The organism is Pseudomonas crudilactis, assembly GCF_013433315.1.
Classification (GTDB): domain Bacteria; phylum Pseudomonadota; class Gammaproteobacteria; order Pseudomonadales; family Pseudomonadaceae; genus Aquipseudomonas; species Aquipseudomonas crudilactis.
The window spans coordinates 193,988-212,751 of sequence record NZ_WXVV01000009.1; the positions used below are offsets into that span (position 1 = coordinate 193,988).

Genomic DNA, 18,764 nt, shown 5'->3' on the forward strand with positions numbered 1-18,764 from the left:
TCGAACACTCGACGCCGTCGATTGGGGTGATCTGATTAGCGAACAATGTCGAAAGCGGTCCCGGGCCGCGAGAAGGAAATCGCCAGAATCTGCCGATACGCCATGGCATGGGTGTGGCTGTTGCGCGCCGGGGTCACGTAGTGGCGCATGTCGCGGTCGAGGAAGTAGGTAGTGTCGAGAATTTCCTCGTAAGTGGTCGACGCCAGTTGATGCTCGTGGATGTCGTACAAACGACTCTCCGCGCCCTCGACGTTGTTGCGTCCCCAGAAGTGCACACCGCTGAACGGATAGCCATCGCAGTGAATGCCTTCAGGGGTGATTTCCAGTTGTTTGCCGGGTTTGATCTCGATGCGGATCTGATGGATCTGGCATTGCCAGATTTCATCGTGCAGCTCTTCCGGGAGCACGCTTTTGTACACTTCGAAATCGGTGTCGATCAGGCTGCGCATCACCGGCGAAGTAATCACTTCATCGGAGAAGTCCTGGAAGTGCCGCACGAGGCCGCCAACATAAGCGTTGTTCTCTTTCGACTGCACGTACGCGCGATGCTCGAGTTGCTTGAGCTCGCGGGTTTTCGGGTTGTACTCAAAGTCGCTGTAACGACGGTAACGCATGCCGGCTTCGGCCTGACCGTAGTAACTGTCAGGCTCCATGTTTTCCCAACTTTTGGTCAGTCTGACGAAGTCGGCAAAATGACCGTAGAGATTGAAGTCACCACCCTGGACGTTGACATATTTGTCGCGCCGTAGCGATTCGCCCACTTCTCTGTTCAAAACGATCATTACCAAATTCTCCGCTGCGTTGAGCGGCCTAATCTATTAGGTGCAGAATTTGCGTCCATGAGAAAGAATTTCAGGCATTTAAAGCCCTGTTTGAAACGGCGTTTGCAGTCACCTGAAAACAACTTTTACATGACAAAAACACCGGTTTTTTCCGGTTTCCATCGAAAAACCGTCGAAAAAAAACCCCGAACCAGTCGGGGTTTTTCTCATGTTTCTTACACTTGATCAGGCATCAGAAGATGTTGATCGGGTAATCCACGAATACGCGCAGTTCGTTACCGCTGACGTTGTACTCGCTGGATTTCTGCGAAACACGCAGGATCGAGCTGCGCAGTTTCACGCTCAGGTCTTTGGCCGGGCCAGACTGCACGACGTATTTGAACTGGTTGAAGATCTCGCGCTCGGTGCCGCCTTCGCTGGTGGAAGTGGTGATGTTGTCGCCACGCACGTAAGCGAAGTTGTAGCTCAGGCCCGGTACGCCGAATGCGCTGAAGTCGAGGCCGTAGCCCAACTGCCAGCTGCGCTCGTCTTCAGCGTTGAAGTCCGACCAGTAGGAGTTGGCGAGGTAGATGGAGTTACCACCATCACCGACACGACCTTGATCTTTCTGGTAACCGCCGTAGGCGTAACCCAGGTTGCTGTCGCCGGTGGAGCGCTGGTGCGCCACGGTGAACGAGTGCGGGCCGGTAGCGAAGGTTGCGGCCAGGCTCCAGATCTTGTTGTCGTCGCCGGTAACACCGTTTTCGCGGACATAGGAGTTGTCCAGCTTGGTGCGGTAACCGTTGAAGTCCAGTGTCAGGGACTGGTCCTTGTTGAACGGCAACACGTAGTTGGCGTTCACGTATTGTTTCTTCAATACGTCTTCGACGTCGGAAGCGTACAACGCACCTTTGAAGTTTTCAGTGAACTGGTAGCTACCGCCCAACACGTTGATCGACTTCAGACCGCCGCTGTCACGGCCTTCGTCGCTCTTGCGCGATTCGGCGGTGAAACGACCGGCGTTCAGTTCCAGGCCTTTGATCTCCTTGGAAGTGATCAGGGTACCGGTGTAGCTTTCCGGCAGCAGACGCACATTGTCGTAGCTCAGCACCGGCAGGGCCGGCATCTGGTCGCCGTAGGTCAACACGGTGTTGGAGAAGCGGAACTTCACCGCGGCACCGCCCTTCGCTATGTCATGGTTAGCGCGACCGTCATTTTCCTGCTTGAAGAAATCGATACCACCGGCGCCGCTGCGGCCCTTGCCGCCGTCCAGACGCAGTGCGTACAGACCGAAAGCGTCGACACCGACACCCACGGTGCCCTGGGTGAAGCCGGACGAGAACGTACCGATGGCCGCTTGGCCCCACTCGGCCTTGTCTTTGTTGCCGTCTTTGTAATCACGATTGATGTAGGCATTGCGCAGCAGCACTTTGAGGCTGCTGTCTTCTACAAAACCCTTGGACTCGGCCTGGTCGTTAGCCATGGCCTGAGTAGCACTCAACATCCCCAGTGCGATCAGACTGATTCGCTTGTTCAACATTTTGTTTTCCTTATTACGGGTTGAAACGCGCTGTGTCGAACGGCGGAAACGGCGCTTTTGCACTCTTTTATTCACCCCGAAACAAAAAGGCCCGCCCACGATAATGTGATGGCGGGCCTGCTCCTTGTTTTGAGTCATGGCGGTTAGCCACAGGCGTTGGGCCGAATCGTAGCCGCGCCCCGAACAATGTGTCAATTTCAAGAATCGTCTTTAAATAGGCAAAAAACGTCTAAGAAACGTAAATTTTGCGCTGACTGCTTGCTGGGAAATGCACACAGCCAGTGAATCCAGTGCGTGTCACGCACAGCCGTCGATCGCACAAAGTGCAAGAACTTCGCCTGGCTCATCAAGGACGATTGCCTGTTTCAACCAGTCGGCAAATGCCTGCGGCTTGCCCAGCCAGGGACTGATGTCGACCAATTGGAATGTCCCGTTCTGCTCCAGAGCCAATGTCGGAAAACCCTTGCCGCCCAACTGAGCCAAAAACTGGCGACTGGCTTTGATGTGCCCCTCGCTATCAACGGACTCAAACGCAATGTGGAAATCTTCCTGCGCATAGCCCATCTGCATCGCCAATTCCAACAGCACGGCTGAATCGGCAATGCGTCGCCCTTCCACATAGTGCGCGGTCTGCAACCGCCCCAGCAGGCGCAAACCGCCTCGGTCTATGGCTTCGGCCGCCATGACCGCCGCAATCGGTGGCGTTGAATCGAAGACGGCTGAGTGATCGCGCAGTAAACCGTCGAAATACGCCTCGCCAAAAGGCTGGCCGGTGTACTCGGCAATGCGTCGGTCGTGGGGCATGACGTAATCGCGCAATTGCGGGGAAACACGCTGGCGATTGGCGCCACTCATCATTCCTCCGGCATGGGCAATCACTGGCAGCACCTGTTGCGCGGCTTCAACCAGCGGCTTGGCGCCATAACACCAGCCACACAGCGGGTCGTAGACGTAATGAAGAATCATGGGAAAACTCCGGGAAAAAATTGATGGCGGCAGATTAGTCCCCGCATTCATGCGGAAAAACGCTGGAATGGCTTTCAGTCTGTTTCATGAATCGGTCGAATTGGCCGACCGGTCAGATTGTGTCGACCGGGACACAAATTGAAACAATGATGCAAGGGAACTTATAAGGAATAATTAACGGAAGTAAATGCAAAGCATTACCATTCGCGCGTTCGAATTCCTCCATCCTTTCGGAAGCGCTGTTCAATGCCTGCCCCGTTCCGTCTCACGCCCGTCACCCTTGGGCTTTCTGCTTTTCTGTCCAGCGGTTTTGCCTACTCTGCGACCGAATTACCCGCCACCGCGATCAGCGCCGAAGCGCAAGCCGATGATCCTCGGGTAAAGCTCAGCAGCACCGCGACTCGGACCTCGACGCCCGTACGTTATGTGCCGCAGGCGATCGATTCGATCAAGACCTCGAACGTCGCCAGCTACGGCACCAATGACATCGGCGACGCGTTGAGCGGTATGCCTAACGTCAGCAGCAGCGCCGACACCCGTTTCGACAGCCTGCGCATCCGCGGCTTCGACGCGAGCAACGATTTCTATCTGGATGGCATCCGCGACGACAGCCAATACAAACGCGACTTGCACAATATTGAACGCGTTGAAGTGCTCAAAGGCCCGGCCGCCGTACTGTATGGCCGTGGCAGTCAGGGCGGGATCGTCAACCGCGTGAGCAAAATGCCCGAGTTCGGCCGGCGCTCGACCATCGAAGCTCAGGCTGGCAGCGAAGATTTGCGCAGTCTTTACGCCGACCTCAGCAGCGACCCGAGCGAAAACATCAGCCTGCGCCTGAACATGGGCAACATGGACGAAGACAGCTTCCGCGACGGTGTCAGCGGCAATCGCCAGCTATTCGCGCCGTCGATGAGCTGGCAACTGACGCCGGACCTGAACTGGCTGGTGCAGTACGAATACAGCCGCTACAACCGCACCCCGGATCGCGGCATCCCCGGCATCAACGGGCGCCCGGCCGATGTCGGGCGCGATACGACCTACGGCAACGATCACGATTTCATCGACGACAAGTCGCAATCGCTGCGCTCGAAACTCACTTATGAAATCAATGACAACTGGCAACTGCGCCAGACCCTCGGCGTGTTCAAGCTCGACAGTGATTTCGACAACACCTACCTCACCGGTTACACGCCGGCGACCAACAAGGTCACGCGCCAGCATTGGCAGCAGGATCTGACCACTCGCAACGTCTATAACAACGTTGAACTTGAGGGCGGATTCGATACCTTGGGCCTTGAGCATCGCCTGCTCACTGGCATCGAGATCGGCAGCCAGCGCCGCGACCCGACGCTGTACAACGCGGCCACTGGCAGAACCCCGGGCGCGCGCCCCGTACCGTCGCTCGACCTGCACAACCCGAACCGTGATCTGCGCCACACCGGCAGCATGCAGGTCTCCAGCAACAGCCACACCGAAGTCGAAAGCCGTGCGGTATATGTGCAAGATCAACTGCGCCTGAACGACCAATGGCAAGTGCTCGCCGGTCTGCGTTACGACACTTTCGATATCGAGTCGACCAACAAGCTGCGCAACATCTCCGAAGACCGCGACAGCCACAGCACCAGCCCGCGCGTCGGCCTGGTCTGGACGCCGCTACAAAATCATTCGTTCTACGCCTCGTGGTCGAAGACGTTTTCGCCGGTGGGCGGTGGCTTGATCGGCATCACTCCGGGTGCGGCCGGCAACACCAACGACCTCAGTCCCGAGCTGACCAAGCAGAAAGAAATCGGCGTGAAAAGCGACTGGCTCGATGACCGCTTGAGCACCACGCTGGCGATCTACGATCTGGAACTCTACAACCGCCGCACCACTGATCCAAACGATCCGACCCTGACGGTGATGTCCGGTCTGCAACGCTCGCGCGGGATCGAATTGACGGCCACCGGCAATCTCGTCGGCAACTGGTACATGCGCGGTGGCGTCGGTCTGCAGGATGCGAAGATCGAGAAGGACAACAACGGCCTGGAAGGCAAACGCATCAACAACGTCGCCAAGCACAACGGCAGCCTGTTCCTGACCTGGAAACCGGAGATGGGCTGGTATGGCGAAACCGGTCTGACCCTGGTTGGCCAACGCTATGCCGATAACGCCAACACCACCGTGTTGCCGGGTTATGGCCGCTGGGATGCACTGGTCGGTTACCGCTTCAAGGATTGGGATTTGCGCGGGGCGCTGAACAACATCACCGATCGCGAGTATTACGCATCGGCGACCAGCCAGTATCAGATTCAACCGGGTGCGCCACGTAGCGTCGTGATGACCGGCACCTACAGTTTCTGATTTCACACAAATCCCTGTGGGAGCGAGCTTGCTCGCGAATGCGGTGGGTCATTCAACGACGATGCTGACTGACCGGACGCTTTCGCGAGCAAGCTCGCTCCCACATTTAATGGGTATTCACAAAACAGTCGGGCATAAAAAAGCGCCGCCATCCCGGCAGCGCTTTGACCAATCCCTGTTGTTCTTCTTATCCTTCCATCACAGCCCACAACGCGTCCAGTTCGGCCTCGCTGAACAGGTCAGCGGGGTAACGCTCGATCATCATCCGGCGCGGATCAGGTTGCCTGATCTGACGCGTTCCATTGGACTTCAACCAGTGCGCGACAATCTGGAGCGATTCGCCGTTAACGGCCATGGGATGCAACGTCCGCTCGCTGACTACGTTCACTTCGGCGTTCATTTCAGCGCTCTCTCCCCGTTCATGAGCGGCTACGTTATCCAAGGTTTATGACAGAACTGTTGAAGTTCTCCCCCCTCCCTAGTGCACGGGTGATGAATACAAGAGCTATGCCAATGTTTCGCTGTTGTCGACAAGCGGATACAAAGAAGCCCGCAGTCCAACCGGGCTGCGGGCTTCTGTGCATGCATAGCGAGCTAATCATTGCTCGGCCGATTTGTTAATCAACTCAAGCTGTTACGACTCAACTCACTCTTTGTGCGGCGCGGGTTGCTGTTGGGTAAGGCAGTGGATATTACCGCCACCCAGTAACAGTTCACGGCCCGGCACCATCACCACTTCGTGCTGCGGGAACAGCTTCTGCAGAATCTCTTTTGCCGGGGCGTCCATCGGATCGTCGAAGCTCGGCGCGATGATGCCGCCGTTGACGATCAGGAAGTTCACGTAGGAACCAGCCAGGCGCACGGACGGATTGCGCTCCTGTGTGCCGTCCACCGGATCGACACCGGCGCACTCTTCTTCGGTCGCGTACAGCGGTCCCGGAATCGGCATTTTGTGCACCGTGAACGGGCGACCTTTGGCGTCGGTGCTGCTTTGCAGGACTTTCATCGCGGCCTGGCAGCGCGGGTAGTTCGGATCCTGCGGGTCGTCGGTCCACGCCAGCAGCACTTCGCCCGGACGCACGTAGCAGCAGAAGTTATCCACATGGCCGTCGGTTTCGTCGTTGAACAGACCGTCCGGCAGCCAGATGATTTTATCCACAGACAGATTGGCGCTGAGTACCGCTTCAATCTCTTCGCGGCCCAGATGTGGATTGCGGTTGCGGTTGAGCAGGCACTCTTCAGTGGTGATCAGCGTGCCTTCGCCGTCGACGTGAATCGAACCGCCTTCGAGCACAAAACCTTCAGTGCGATAACGCGGGCTGCGTTCGATTTCGAGGATCTTGCCGCCGACCTGCGAGTCGCGATTCCACGGCGAGTACAGGCCGCCGTCGAAGCCGCCCCAGGCGTTGAAGTCCCAGTTCACACCGCGCACTTCGCCGCTGTTGTTGATGACGAAGGTCGGGCCACTGTCGCGTACCCAGGCGTCATCGCTGGACATCTCGACCACGCGGATATTCGGCAAGTCGAGGCGTGCGCGGGCGTTTTCGTACTGGCCGGCGGACACGGCCACGGTTACCGGTTCAAAACGCGCGATAGCCTTGGCCACTGCCGCATGAGCGGCTTGCGCCGGTTTGCCGCCCAGACGCCAGTTGTCCGGGCGCTCGGGCCAGATCATCCAGGTTTGCGTCTGTGGCGCCCACTCGGCCGGCATGTGAAAGCCGTCGGCGCGCGGGGTACTTTTCAATGTGGTCATCGGGATCAGGACTCCAGGGAACCGTCGAGGGTTTTCAACGCGCCGTACAGGTTCGGACGGCGGTCACGGAATGAACCCCACGCGCTGCGAATGTGTTCGAGCTCGTCGAGGTTGAAAGTGTGCACAAGAATACCTTCTTCGGTTTTATTCAGCTCCTGCACTTTTTCGCCGAACTGGTTGGCGATGAACGACGAGCCATAGAACGTGATGTCGTAGCCGTCCTGTTCTTCGTTGCCGATGCGGTTGCTGGCAATCAGCGGCATCAAGTTCGCGCCGGCATGGCCCTGTTGTACGCGCTGCCAGTGGTCGCGCGAGGAGATGGTCTTGTCGTGCGGTTCGCTGCCGATAGCGGTTGGGTAAAACAGAATTTCCGCGCCTTGCAACGCCATGCTGCGTGCGGCTTCCGGGAACCACTGATCCCAGCAAATGCCCACGCCGATTTTTGCGTAGCGGGTGTTCCACACTTTGAAACCGGTGTCGCCCGGGTTGAAGTAATACTTCTCGTGGTAGCCCGGGCCATCCGGGATGTGGCTTTTACGATAAATCCCGAGGTTGCTGCCGTCAGCATCGATGATCGCGATGCTGTTGAAACGCGCGCGGCCGGCCAGTTCGTAGAAGCTGATCGGCAGTACCACTTGCAGCTCTTTGGCGATTTTCTGGAAATGTTTGATCGCGACGTTTTCTTCCACCGTCGTCGCCAGTTGCAGGTAATCCGGGTTTGGCTTCTGGCAGAAGTACGGCGCCTCGAACAGCTCCTGAATCAGGATGATCTGTGCGCCTTTGGCGGCGGCTTCACGCACCAGTCTTTCAGCGATTTCGAGGTTGGCTTGCAGATCCCAGGAACAGGCCATCTGAGTGGCGGCAACGGTAACGATACGGCTCATGAATCATCTCCGGGCAAGTGCTTTGACGGTCGACAATTCGACCGAAGGAAAAACGCGCGCACCGGACATGAGATCACCATGCCGGAGCAATGGCGACTTTATAGCCGATAAATATCGGCTTTAGAAGCTGATTAAATGCCTTTCGTCTAAATAAATTCAATAAAAGCCGATACAAATCGAATTAACAACTCAAGACAAAATGTGGGAGCGAGCTTGCTCGCGAATGCGGTGTATCAGTAACTGCCCAGGGTGACTGACACACCGCTTTCGCGAGCAAGCTCGCTCCCACAGGGGATTGGCTTCGTTTTACAGACCCTCGCTGAGGACTCGGTCGAGCATCTCGACGAAGAAATCCACACTCTGGCGCGACGTCACCATCGGCGGTTTGATCTTGAGAATGTTCAGATCATCACCGGTCGGCTGCATGAAAATCCCCAATTCACGCAAGCGATCGCACAGCAGCGCGGTCTCCTCGGTCGCCGGCTCCAGCGTCTCGCGATTACGAATCAGCTCAAGCCCCAGATAGAACCCGGAACCGTGCACCGCACCCACCAGCGGATGTTTATCGATCAACGCTTCAAGCCGCGCCTTGAAGTGGCCACCGACCAGTTGCGCGTTCTCCCAGAGTTTTTCTTCTTCCATGACATCGAGCACCGCCATGCCGATCTGGCAACTGACCGGACTGCCGCCCGCCGACGAGAAGAAATAGCCCTCGGCCTCCAGCGCCTCGGCAATTTCCCGTCGCGTGATGACCGCACCCAGCGGTTGACCGTTGCCCATGCCCTTGGCCATGCAAATGATGTCCGGCACCACGCCCTGCTCTTCAAAGCCCCAGAAGAAGTGCCCCATGCGCCCGTAACCGACCTGCACTTCGTCGGCGATGCACACACCGCCCTGCGCGCGCACCAGCGCGTATACCTGCTGGAGATATCCCGGCGGCAGCGAGATACCGCCGGCGTTGCCATACACCGGCTCGCAGATAAACCCGGCCAGTTGGCGCTTCTGTTCGGCAAGTTTTGCCAGGTGATGCTCAACGCTGCGCACGTAATCCGGCGCCGAGTCGAGACCGCGGAACTCCCCGCGATAAGTGTTTGGCGCAGGTACCGGATGCACCCAGTCCGGGCGGCTTTCCAACGCTTTCGGGTTGTCGGCGATTGAAGTCGATACCGCATCGGCACCGACCGTCCAGCCGTGATAGGCCTCAAGCACGCTGATCATGTCGCGCCCGCCGCTGTAGGCCCACGCCAGACGAATCGCCAGGTCATTGGCCTCGCTGCCGCTGTTGACCAGAAATACCCGATCCATGCCTTCCGGCGCCAATTTCAGCAAGCGTTCGGAAAACTCGGCGACCGCCGCATAGTTGAAGCGCGAATTGGTGTTCAGTAGCGACCATTGACGGGCGGCGACAGCGGCCATGCGCGGGTGACCATGACCGAGCACCGCCACGTTGTTGAGCATGTCCAGATAGGAACGGCCCTGCATATCGATCAGATGATTGCGCCAGCCACGTTCGATGCGCGGCGGATCGACGTAGTAGTGTTTCTGGGTTCGGGCGAAACTGGCATCGCGGCGCTCGAGCAGGGTTTTCGCGTCCAGCTCCGGCTCGGCATCGCAGGCCAGACCCAACAATGCGGCCGGCGAAGGACACAGCGCCTGCCATGCCGGTGCATGCGCCGGGGTGCAAAACAACGGTGCATCAAGCTGCGCGCCACGGCACAACTGCACCCGTAACGGGCCGCTCACCGCTCCGAACACCTGACCTTTGACCAGCGCCGCGCCGCTGTGCAGCGAAGGTGTCACGCCCCACAGCCGCACGCTGAGTTGCGGGCCATCCAGTTGCAGCACACTGTCAGCTGCCTGATGCACGACGCCAGCAAAAGGCGCCTCCACAGCGGTACTATCGGGCACGCGCAATTCCACGTGCAGCGGGAAGGTGTCCGGTTCAACGGCACTGTCGGGACGAGTGCGCGACAAACGGTACTGACCATAACGGCTCGCCGCCAAACCGTGGGCCGCCGCCGCTTCGTTCAACAGGTGTTGATCGATACCTGCCTGCTCCCAGTTGCCGGCCTCGAAATGCGGACTCAGGACACCGAGATCGATCAGGGCAAATTCACGCCCGACCAGACCGGGCAGCAAGGGCGCAAAACCTGCGCTGTCGATCGCCGGCAAGGCGTGGCCGACCGCCGTGAGGATCGCTGCTTCCATCAGCGCCAAGGGCACCGAAGTTGCCACCCGAAAAATTTCCCACTCATGGCTGAGGTTGTCACGGCTGTAAGTATTCGCAGGATCGATGCTGACCTGTTGTTCGCCACTGAGCACCAGCACCGCCGCGCGCGCGACAATCAATGGCCACAGCGCTTGCAGCTCTTCGTGTTGCAGCGGGTTGACCGCGTGGTAAGCCTGCACTGCCGGCAGAATGACAAACGGATCACCACCGGCGTGATGCAACAATGCCGCACAAGTCACCGACAGATCAGTGATGCGCCAGGTGCGCACCAGATCGCCAAAGTCGATCACCCCCTGCAACTGCCAGTGCCGCTGGGCATCGCGCGCCCAGACGGCGTTGTCATCGGTGATGTCCATGTGAATCGCCTGCACCGGCAGCTTGCCCTGCAACGGCTGCAAACGGTGCTCGGCCTGTTCGGCCGCATCGGCAATCACTGCGCGTTGCTGCTCATCCTTGATCACTGGCAGCAGATGGCTGATCAGTGCACTGGCGTGGCGGGCATCCCACTGCAACGTGCGCTCAAGGCCCGGATGGTCGAACCCGGCCAGCGCCAGATCCATCTCGCCGCAGAGCCGGCCAAACCCCGCCACCACGTCGCGCCCCAAGTGATCGAGATGCGTAAGCGGCTGACCCTCAATGTAATCCAGCAGCCGCACATGGACGGCTTCGCTGCCGACCGCCAGTGACAACAGATCTTCGCCGTTATTGGCCGCGATCACCCGCGGCACCGTCACCGCAGAGTGCTCGGCCAGATACTTGAGGCCCGCATGCTGGGCTTGCAGCTCCACCAAGGCGTAATCGCCTCGACAGATTTTCAGCACGAACCGCCCGCGTGGGCTGTCGACGCGAAAATTCAGATCCTGCTGGCTGCCAAGGGGCTGCAACGTGCCGCTGAGTCCGTAGTGTTCCGCCAGCCATTGCCGGGCCTGCTCGGCAGATACCTGCGGGCTGGGCAAACTGGCGCGATGAATCAACGTGGCGAGCGGCATGAAACGACCCCTGAAATTTTATTAGGTGTCTATATCGCCATTGCTACCCAGGATGCGCAACCCCCCGCTCACAGTTATTGGAGCGCTCGCATCCATCGACACTTTGCGCAAGAATGTCGGCCATTCACACCTGCCTATGGAAATCCTCATGAATGTAATCACCACCGACCTGCCCGGTGTCCTGATCATCGAACCGAAGGTGTTTGGTGACGAGCGCGGTTTTTTCTACGAGAGTTTCAACGCCAAGGCGTTCCAGGATGCCACCGGTCTGGACACGCAATTCGTTCAGGACAACCACTCGCGCTCGCAAAAAGGCGTGTTGCGTGGCCTGCATTACCAACTGCAAAACACCCAGGGCAAACTGGTCCGTGTGACCGTCGGTGAAGTGCTGGACGTGGCCGTGGACATTCGCCGCAGCTCGCCGCATTTCGGCAAATCCGTAGCGGTGCGTCTGTCGGCCGAAAATCATCGTCAACTGTGGGTGCCGGAAGGTTTCGCCCATGGTTTCGTGGTGCTGAGCGAGTTCGCCGAATTCCTCTACAAGACCACCGACTACTACGATCCATCGTCCGAGCGCAGCATTCGCTGGGATGACCCCGCTCTGGGCATCGACTGGCAGCTGGACGAAGCCCCGAAGCTGTCCGCCAAGGATCAAGCCGCAGCGCTGCTCAAGGACGCTGACGTCTTCGCTTGAGGCCGGGCATAATGCGCCTGTCCCTACAGGCGCATTTGGCTCATGAAACCAACCCTCCCCCGCAGACCTCGCTGGCGTAGCCTCGCCCTGTTGGCCCTGTGTCTGGCGCCGCTGCTGTGGCCGCTGGAGCATCTCGCCGAGCGCTATTACCGCAGCGAACTGGCCGGACAGAACCGCCAGACCCTCGACTTGTACGTCGCCAACCTGCTGGGCACCCTGCACCGCTATGAAGTGCTGCCGCAAATCCTTGGCGACCTGCCGGCGCTGCGTGCGGTACTCGGCGCACCGGACGACGGCGTCACCCAAGGCAATGCCAACCGCCTGCTGAAGAACATCGCCGCGCAGACCGGTGCCGAAGTCATGTACCTGATGGACACCAGCGGCCAGACGCTGGCGGCGTCGAACTGGGACAAGCACGACAGTTTTGTCGGCCGCAACTTCTCGTTCCGCCCGTACTTCAGCGAAGCCATGGCCGGACGTCTCGGGCGCTTCTTCGGCCTCGGCACCACGTCGGCCAAGCGCGGTTATTTCTTCGCCGCCGCCGTGCGTAACGGCGAAAAAATCATCGGCGTGCTGGTGATCAAGGTCGATCTCGACCACACCGAAAGTCTGTGGGGCAAAACCCCGGAACAACTGTTGGTCACCGACCACAACGGCGTGGTCATCCTTACCTCGCGACCGGAATGGCGCTTTCGCTCGACCCGTAACTTGAGCGAAGGCGAACGCTCAGCGATCACCGCCATACAGCCCTACCCGACCCGCGAGCCGCGTCCATTGAACCTCAGCCCCAGCGCGTGGCTGATCCAGACCCACGACATCGCCGAAACCGGCTGGAGTGTAAGTATCCTCGCGCCGCGCACGCTGATCGACCGTCCGGTGCGCACCGTGGTTGCGATCGGCGGCGCCACACTGCTGGTGGTGATGCTGTTGCTCGGTCTGATGATGCAGCGCCGCCGCCACTATCTCGAACGCATTGCGTTCGAAGCCAAGGCACGCCGTGAACTGGAAGGTCGCGTGGCGGAACGCACCAGCGACCTCGAAGGCCTCAACCGGCGCCTGAAGGAGGAAGTTCTGGAGCGTGAGCAAGCCCAGCAGGAACTGGTGCGCGCCCAGGACGATCTGGTCCAGGCCGGTAAGTTGTCGGCGCTGGGGACCATGTCAGCGAGCATCAGCCACGAACTCAATCAGCCGCTGGCGGCGATCCGCAGCTACGCGGAAAACGCCGAGGTGCTGCTCGACCATCAGCGCACCGACGACGCACGCGGCAACCTCAAACTGATCAGCGAACTGACCGGGCGCATGGCCTCGATCATTGCCCACCTGCGCGCCTTCGCCCGCCGCGACCGCCACGCGCCGGAAAGTGTTGCCCTGCAACCGGCGCTCGACGATGCCTTGGCGCTGCTAGCCAAACGGCGTCGCAGTATGGAAGTCGAGCTGATCCGCGATCTGCCGGCCGCCACGCTGTGGGTCGAGGCCGGGGAGACCCGCCTGCGCCAAGTACTCGGCAACCTGCTCGCCAACGCCCTCGACGCCCTCACCGAGAAAGGCCCGCCGCGCAAACTGTGGCTGAGTGCCGAATCCACCGCCGAGGGCGTCAATCTGTACATTCGCGACAACGGCCCGGGCTTTTGCATGGAAGCCCTCGGCCGCGCCAGCGAGCCCTTTTACACCACCAAGACCCGCACTCAGGGCCTCGGCCTGGGGCTGGCAATCTGTGAAACCCTGATGCGCGCCTTCGGCGGTGAACTGTCGTTTGCCAACCACAAGCAAGGTGGCGCCTTGATTACCCTGCGACTGCGCGCCGGTGCGCCCGGGGTCAGCCTGCAACCGTCCGAGGATCGAAGTGCATGACCATCGACAATCGCATTCAGGTGGTGTTGATCGACGACGATCCGCACCTGCGTCAGGCCCTCGGCCAGACCCTGGATCTGGCCGGTCTGAAAATTCTGCCACTGTCCGAAGCCAAGGGGCTGGCGGCGCAGCTTGAGCGTGACTGGCCCGGCGTGGTGGTCAGCGACATCCGCATGCCGGGCATGGACGGACTGGAATTGCTCAGCGAATTGCACGCGCAGGATCCGGAGTTACCCGTGCTGCTGATCACCGGCCACGGCGATGTGCCGCTGGCGGTGCAAGCGATGCGTGCCGGTGCTTATGACTTTCTTGAAAAGCCTTTCGCCAGCGACGCACTGCTCGACAGCGTACGTCGCGCCCTCGCCCTGCGCCGCTTGGTGTTGGACAACCGCAGCCTGCGCCTGGCCCTCAGCGACCGCAATGAATTGAGTGCGCGGCTGGTCGGCCATTCGACACCGATGCTGCGCCTGCGTGAACAGATCGGTGCGCTGGCAGCGACCAAGGCTGATGTGCTGATCCTCGGCGAAACCGGCGCTGGCAAAGAAGTCGTAGCCCGAGCGCTGCACGACCTATCGAGCCGCCGTAGCGGCCCGTTCGTGGCGATCAATGCCGGTGCACTGGCCGAATCCGTGGTGGAAAGCGAACTGTTCGGCCACGAACCCGGCGCGTTCACCGGTGCGCAAAAACGCCGGATCGGCAAATTCGAATTCGCCAATGGCGGCACGCTGTTCCTCGATGAAATCGAGAGCATGAGCATGGATGTACAGGTGAAACTGCTGCGCATGTTGCAGGAACGCGTCGTCGAACGCTTGGGCGGCAATCAACTGATCCCGCTGGACATCCGCGTGATCGCCGCGACCAAGGAAGACCTGCGTCAGGCTGCCGATCAGGGCCGCTTCCGCGCCGACTTGTACTACCGCCTCAACGTTGCGCCACTGCGCATTCCGCCGCTGCGCGAACGTGGCGAAGATGCGCTGGTGCTGTTCCAGCATTACGCCGATGAAGCCAGCGCCCGCCACGGTTTGCCACCCCACGAACTGCAACCGTCACAGCGCGCCTTGCTGCTGCGCCACACTTGGCCCGGCAACGTGCGCGAATTGCAGAACGCCGCCGAACGCTTTGCTCTTGGACTGGAACTGGCGCTGGATAACAGCGGCGCTGAAGGTGCCGGCGCCATCGTGGAAGTCACTGGCGGCGGGCTCAGCGAGCAGGTGGAAAATTTCGAAAGATCATTGATCGCTGCCGAACTGGCGCGCTCCCACAGTTCGGTGCGCAGCCTCGCTGAAGCCTTGGGCATTCCGCGCAAAACCCTGCATGACAAATTGCGCAAGCATGGCCTCAACTTCGGCGACAGCAGCCATGGGGACGAGAACGAATGAGTACAGACAGTCGCTATCTGGAATCAGTCCTGCATCACGACATCCCCCTGACACGGGACATGGGGCTGAAGGTCCTCGACTGGCATGAGCAGAAGTTGAGTCTGCACCTGCCGCTCGATCCCAACGTCAATCACAAAAGCACCATGTTTGGCGGCAGCCTTTACTGTGGCGCGGTGCTGGCCGGGTGGGGCTGGTTGCATTTGCGCTTGAAGGAAGAAGGAATCACCGACGGGCACATTGTGATTCAGGAAGGGCAGATCAGTTATCCGCTGCCGGTCACTGGAGATGCCGTGGCGATTTGCCCGGCGCCGGATTCAGCGGTGTGGAAGAAGTTTCTGGCGATGTATCGGCGTTATGGGCGGGCGCGGTTGACGTTGAATACGCGCATCGTCAACGCGGGCAGTGTTGAGGATGCGGTGACTTTTACCGGGCAGTACGTTTTGCACCGGTAAAGATCAAAAGCCCCTCACCCTAACCCTCTCCCCGAGGGAGAGGGGACTGACCGAGGTGTCTTGCGTTATACATCGACCTGTAAGATCGCAGCGATTATGGATTCAGCAAAGTTCGACCAGGTCGGGGTTGCTCTCAAATATCCTGCGGTCGGCTCCCTCTCCTGGGGGAGAGGGCTGGGGTGAGGGCGATGGCCGGTCAGCCCCCTTAACCCCGGGCCAACTCCAATAACCTCTCCCGCCACGCCGCCTTCGCCGGCAGCGCCAAAAAGAACTCATTGCGCAGCGATTCCCGCGCCGGATAACAGAACGCTTCTCCGCGCAGATCCAACACCTCACCGCCCGCACCTTCCAGCACGCCCTGCGCCGCCGCCGTGTCCCACTGCGAAGTCGGCGCCAGTCGCGGATAGCAATCCGCCGCGCCTTCCGCCACCAGGCAAAATTTCAGCGAGCTGCCAATATTCGCCAATTGCAACTCGCCCAGGCTCGCATTCAGCCCGGCCAGCAGACGCTCCTGTTCGGGACTCGAATGACGACGGCTGGCGACCACGGTAAACGCCTCGCCCGGCCCCGGCACATCACGCACCTGAATCGCAACCGGCGTGCCGTCCTCGTCGCAGCGCCAGGCACCAAGCCCGGCACCTCCGACGTAATAACGACCATTGGTCGGCATCGACACCACGCCAAACACCACGCGACCGTTTTCGATCAGCGCAATATTCACAGTGAACTCTTCGCTGCCGCTGATGAACTCCTTGGTGCCATCCAGCGGATCCACCAGCCACCAGCGCTGCCAGCCTGCGCGCACGCTCTGCGCGATGTTGGCGTCTTCTTCCGACAACACCGGAATGCTCGGATCCAGCGCCGTCAGCCCGGCGAGAATCAGGTGGTGCGCGGCCAGATCTGCCGCCGTCACCGGCGAATCATCGGATTTGGCCGTCACTTCAACGCCAGCGCGCCAGAACGGCAAAATCGCCTCGCCGGCCTGCAATGCCAGCTCAACCACGGGCGCCATCAGCGGGTGGGGAAATTTCATCGACATCTCACTCATGACACAAAGAACCCTCGTTGGGTCAGCAGATCGCGGGCCAAATAAAGTGCCGCCAGCGCGCGTCCTTCGGAAAATTGAGGATTGAGCGCCAGCGACGACAATTCGCGCAGGTTCACCTTATCGACGCGCATCGGTTCAGGCTCATCACCTTCCAGACGCTCTTCGTACAAATCGGTGGCCAGGACAACCTGAATCTTCTGGCTCATGTAACCGGGAGACAACGACAGCTCGGTCAGATGTTCAAGTTGCCGCGCACCAAAACCGGCCTCCTCCTTGAGCTCACGCTCTGCAGCCGCCAATACATCTTCGCCCGGTTCGATCAAACCTTTAGGCAAGGACAGTTCATATTCGTCAACACCGCCGCAATATTCTTCGACCAACACCGCGTGTTCGGAATCCAGCATCGCCACAATCATCACCGCGCCGTAGCCCGCACCTTTGCCAACCAGACGCTCATAAGTGCGTTCCACGCCGTTGGAAAAGCGCAGCTTGAGTTCTTCGACGCAAAACAGACGACTGGTGGCGACGATCTCGCGGGCAAGTACGGTGGGTTTCTGGCGCATGCAAAGCTCCTTGGCGTGAACGCGCTACTATAACGCGGCTTTCCCGATTGTTTATGTCGGATATCTTTCTACCGTTTCGAGACGTTGCCATGCCTTCATTACCGTGGTCCGACATCGATACCGTTCTGCTCGACATGGACGGCACGTTGCTGGATCTGCACTTCGACAATCACTTCTGGCTGGAACATCTGCCCCAGCGCTACGCCGAACTGCACGGGGTCAGCCGGGCCATGGCCGAGATGGAATTGCAGCCGCTGTTCGAACGCCATGCCGGCCAGTTGCAGTGGTATTGCCTGGATTTCTGGAGTGCCGAACTGAAGTTATCGGTGCGTGATTTGAAGCTCGAAACTGCGCACCTGATCGCCCTGCGCCCGGATGCCGATACCTTTCTGGCGGCGATCAAACGCGCCGGCAAACGGGTGATCATGATCACCAACGCGCACCGCGACTCACTGTCGCTGAAGCTGGAACGGATTGAGCTGGCGCCATATTTCGAGCGGCTGATCAGCTCGCATGATTACGGTTTCCCCAAAGAGAACCCGCAGTTCTGGGATGCCTTGCAGGCAGATATAGGTTTTGATCCGGCGCGCAGTCTGTTTATCGACGACACCTTGCCGATTCTGCGCAGTGCGCGGGAATTTGGTGTGGCGCATTTGCTGGCGGTGAAAGAGCCGGACAGCCGCAAGGGGCCGAAGGACACGGCGGAGTTTGCGGCGGTTGAGGATTACCGCAATCTGATCGCTGGTCTTTGATCTTTGTAGGAGCTGGCGAAGGCTGCGATCTTTTGATCTGGTTTTTAAAAATCAAAGTCAAAAGATCGCAGCCTGCGGCAGCCCCTACAGGGGTTTTGTGTTACTCAGGAATACGCAGTGTCTGCCCCGGATAGATTTTGTTCACATCCTTGAGCATCGGTTTGTTGGCATCGAAAATTTTCTGATACTTGTTGGCATCCCCGTACACACGCAGAGAAATCGCGCTGAGGGTGTCACCCGACTTGACCACGACAAATTGTGCGGCAGTGACAACCGGGCCACTCACCGTAATCTGATCATCAACGCTGCCAACCCCAGCAATATTGCCCACCGCCAGCAAAATCTTCTCTTTCTCTTCCTGACTCGCAACTTCACCGGTGACGGTCACTTTGTCGCCATCCACCGTCGCCTGCACATTCGGATTGCCCAGACCGACCTTGCTGATGTGTTCCTTCAACTGCTCACTGGCATTGGCGTTGCCCGGGGTCAGCAGATCGATCAGCTTCTCACCGGCTTCTTTCACAAAGCTCAAAAGACTCATAGCGCACACTCCTTGATTTGG

Annotated in this window: 16 protein-coding genes; 6 read left to right on the forward strand and 10 right to left on the reverse strand. The window is 59.3% G+C overall.

Features of this window, described 5'->3' with window-relative positions:
• Positions 1-35: 35 nt before the first annotated feature.
• The 3 genes from GTU76_RS12385 to GTU76_RS12395 all read right to left on the reverse strand — a co-directional run bounded on the left by GTU76_RS12385 (position 36) and on the right by GTU76_RS12395 (position 3,267).
• Positions 36-782: a 2OG-Fe dioxygenase family protein gene (locus GTU76_RS12385; protein WP_016986308.1), complete on the reverse strand. Its 747-nt coding sequence runs from the start codon at positions 780-782 to the stop codon at positions 36-38.
• Between the two features lie 232 nt (positions 783-1,014).
• Positions 1,015-2,301, reverse strand: a complete 1,287-nt coding sequence (locus GTU76_RS12390) for an OprD family porin (protein WP_016986307.1) — start codon at positions 2,299-2,301, stop codon at positions 1,015-1,017.
• A gap of 297 nt (positions 2,302-2,598) precedes the next feature.
• Positions 2,599-3,267, reverse strand: a complete 669-nt coding sequence (locus tag GTU76_RS12395) for a DsbA family protein (RefSeq protein WP_180698713.1) — start codon at positions 3,265-3,267, stop codon at positions 2,599-2,601.
• Between the two features lie 246 nt (positions 3,268-3,513).
• On the opposite strand from GTU76_RS12395, the gene GTU76_RS12400 reads away from it, so the two are divergent.
• Positions 3,514-5,607 carry a TonB-dependent receptor gene (locus tag GTU76_RS12400; RefSeq protein ID WP_180698714.1) on the forward strand — a complete coding sequence of 698 codons (2,094 nt, stop codon included), beginning with the start codon at positions 3,514-3,516 and terminating at the stop codon, positions 5,605-5,607.
• A 187-nt stretch (positions 5,608-5,794) separates the two neighbouring features.
• Here the strand turns inward: GTU76_RS12400 and GTU76_RS12405 are convergent, their stop codons facing one another.
• The 4 genes from GTU76_RS12405 to GTU76_RS12420 all read right to left on the reverse strand — a co-directional run bounded on the left by GTU76_RS12405 (position 5,795) and on the right by GTU76_RS12420 (position 11,463).
• Positions 5,795-6,007 (reverse strand): hypothetical protein, encoded by a 213-nt coding sequence (locus tag GTU76_RS12405; protein WP_016986304.1) that lies wholly within the window; start codon positions 6,005-6,007, stop codon positions 5,795-5,797.
• Positions 6,008-6,253: 246 nt separating this feature from the next.
• Positions 6,254-7,360, reverse strand: a complete 1,107-nt coding sequence (gene aguA / locus GTU76_RS12410; protein WP_175552894.1) for an agmatine deiminase — start codon at positions 7,358-7,360, stop codon at positions 6,254-6,256.
• Between the two features lie 5 nt (positions 7,361-7,365).
• Positions 7,366-8,244, reverse strand: a complete 879-nt coding sequence (gene aguB, locus GTU76_RS12415; protein ID WP_007909107.1) for an N-carbamoylputrescine amidase — start codon at positions 8,242-8,244, stop codon at positions 7,366-7,368.
• A 306-nt stretch (positions 8,245-8,550) separates the two neighbouring features.
• Positions 8,551-11,463, reverse strand: coding sequence for an aminotransferase (locus GTU76_RS12420; RefSeq protein ID WP_175552893.1), 2,913 nt, complete (start codon positions 11,461-11,463; stop codon positions 8,551-8,553).
• A gap of 148 nt (positions 11,464-11,611) precedes the next feature.
• Between GTU76_RS12420 and rfbC the strand changes: the two genes are divergently transcribed.
• Genes rfbC through GTU76_RS12440 form a run of 4 tightly spaced genes read left to right on the forward strand, consistent with a single transcriptional unit; the run spans position 11,612 to position 15,839 of the window.
• A complete protein-coding gene (gene rfbC, locus GTU76_RS12425; protein ID WP_016986300.1) occupies positions 11,612-12,157 on the forward strand; it encodes a dTDP-4-dehydrorhamnose 3,5-epimerase in 546 nt (181 codons plus the stop codon).
• A 42-nt stretch (positions 12,158-12,199) separates the two neighbouring features.
• Complete coding sequence (locus GTU76_RS12430; RefSeq protein ID WP_016986299.1) at positions 12,200-14,008, forward strand: sensor histidine kinase; 1,809 nt, start codon at positions 12,200-12,202, stop codon at positions 14,006-14,008.
• The gene (locus tag GTU76_RS12435; protein ID WP_180698715.1) at positions 14,005-15,387 is read left to right on the forward strand and encodes a sigma-54-dependent transcriptional regulator; all 1,383 of its coding nucleotides are present in this window, start codon (positions 14,005-14,007) and stop codon (positions 15,385-15,387) included. Before GTU76_RS12430 ends, GTU76_RS12435 begins: the two co-directional genes overlap by 4 nt.
• Positions 15,384-15,839, forward strand: coding sequence for a YiiD C-terminal domain-containing protein (locus tag GTU76_RS12440; RefSeq protein ID WP_180698716.1), 456 nt, complete (start codon positions 15,384-15,386; stop codon positions 15,837-15,839). Before GTU76_RS12435 ends, GTU76_RS12440 begins: the two co-directional genes overlap by 4 nt.
• Positions 15,840-16,044: 205 nt before the next feature.
• Here the strand turns inward: GTU76_RS12440 and cysQ are convergent, their stop codons facing one another.
• Both cysQ and nudE read right to left on the reverse strand, forming a co-directional pair.
• The gene (gene cysQ / locus GTU76_RS12445; RefSeq protein WP_180698717.1) at positions 16,045-16,872 is read right to left on the reverse strand and encodes a 3'(2'),5'-bisphosphate nucleotidase CysQ; all 828 of its coding nucleotides are present in this window, start codon (positions 16,870-16,872) and stop codon (positions 16,045-16,047) included.
• Between the two features lie 11 nt (positions 16,873-16,883).
• Positions 16,884-17,450: an ADP compounds hydrolase NudE gene (gene nudE / locus GTU76_RS12450; protein ID WP_180698718.1), complete on the reverse strand. Its 567-nt coding sequence runs from the start codon at positions 17,448-17,450 to the stop codon at positions 16,884-16,886.
• An 89-nt stretch (positions 17,451-17,539) separates the two neighbouring features.
• On the opposite strand from nudE, the gene yrfG reads away from it, so the two are divergent.
• The gene (gene yrfG, locus GTU76_RS12455; RefSeq protein ID WP_180698719.1) at positions 17,540-18,202 is read left to right on the forward strand and encodes a GMP/IMP nucleotidase; all 663 of its coding nucleotides are present in this window, start codon (positions 17,540-17,542) and stop codon (positions 18,200-18,202) included.
• 100 nt (positions 18,203-18,302) lie between these two features.
• On the opposite strand, the gene lysM is transcribed toward yrfG, so the two are convergent.
• Complete coding sequence (gene lysM / locus GTU76_RS12460; protein WP_016986405.1) at positions 18,303-18,743, reverse strand: peptidoglycan-binding protein LysM; 441 nt, start codon at positions 18,741-18,743, stop codon at positions 18,303-18,305.
• Between the last annotated feature and the right edge of the window lie 21 nt (positions 18,744-18,764).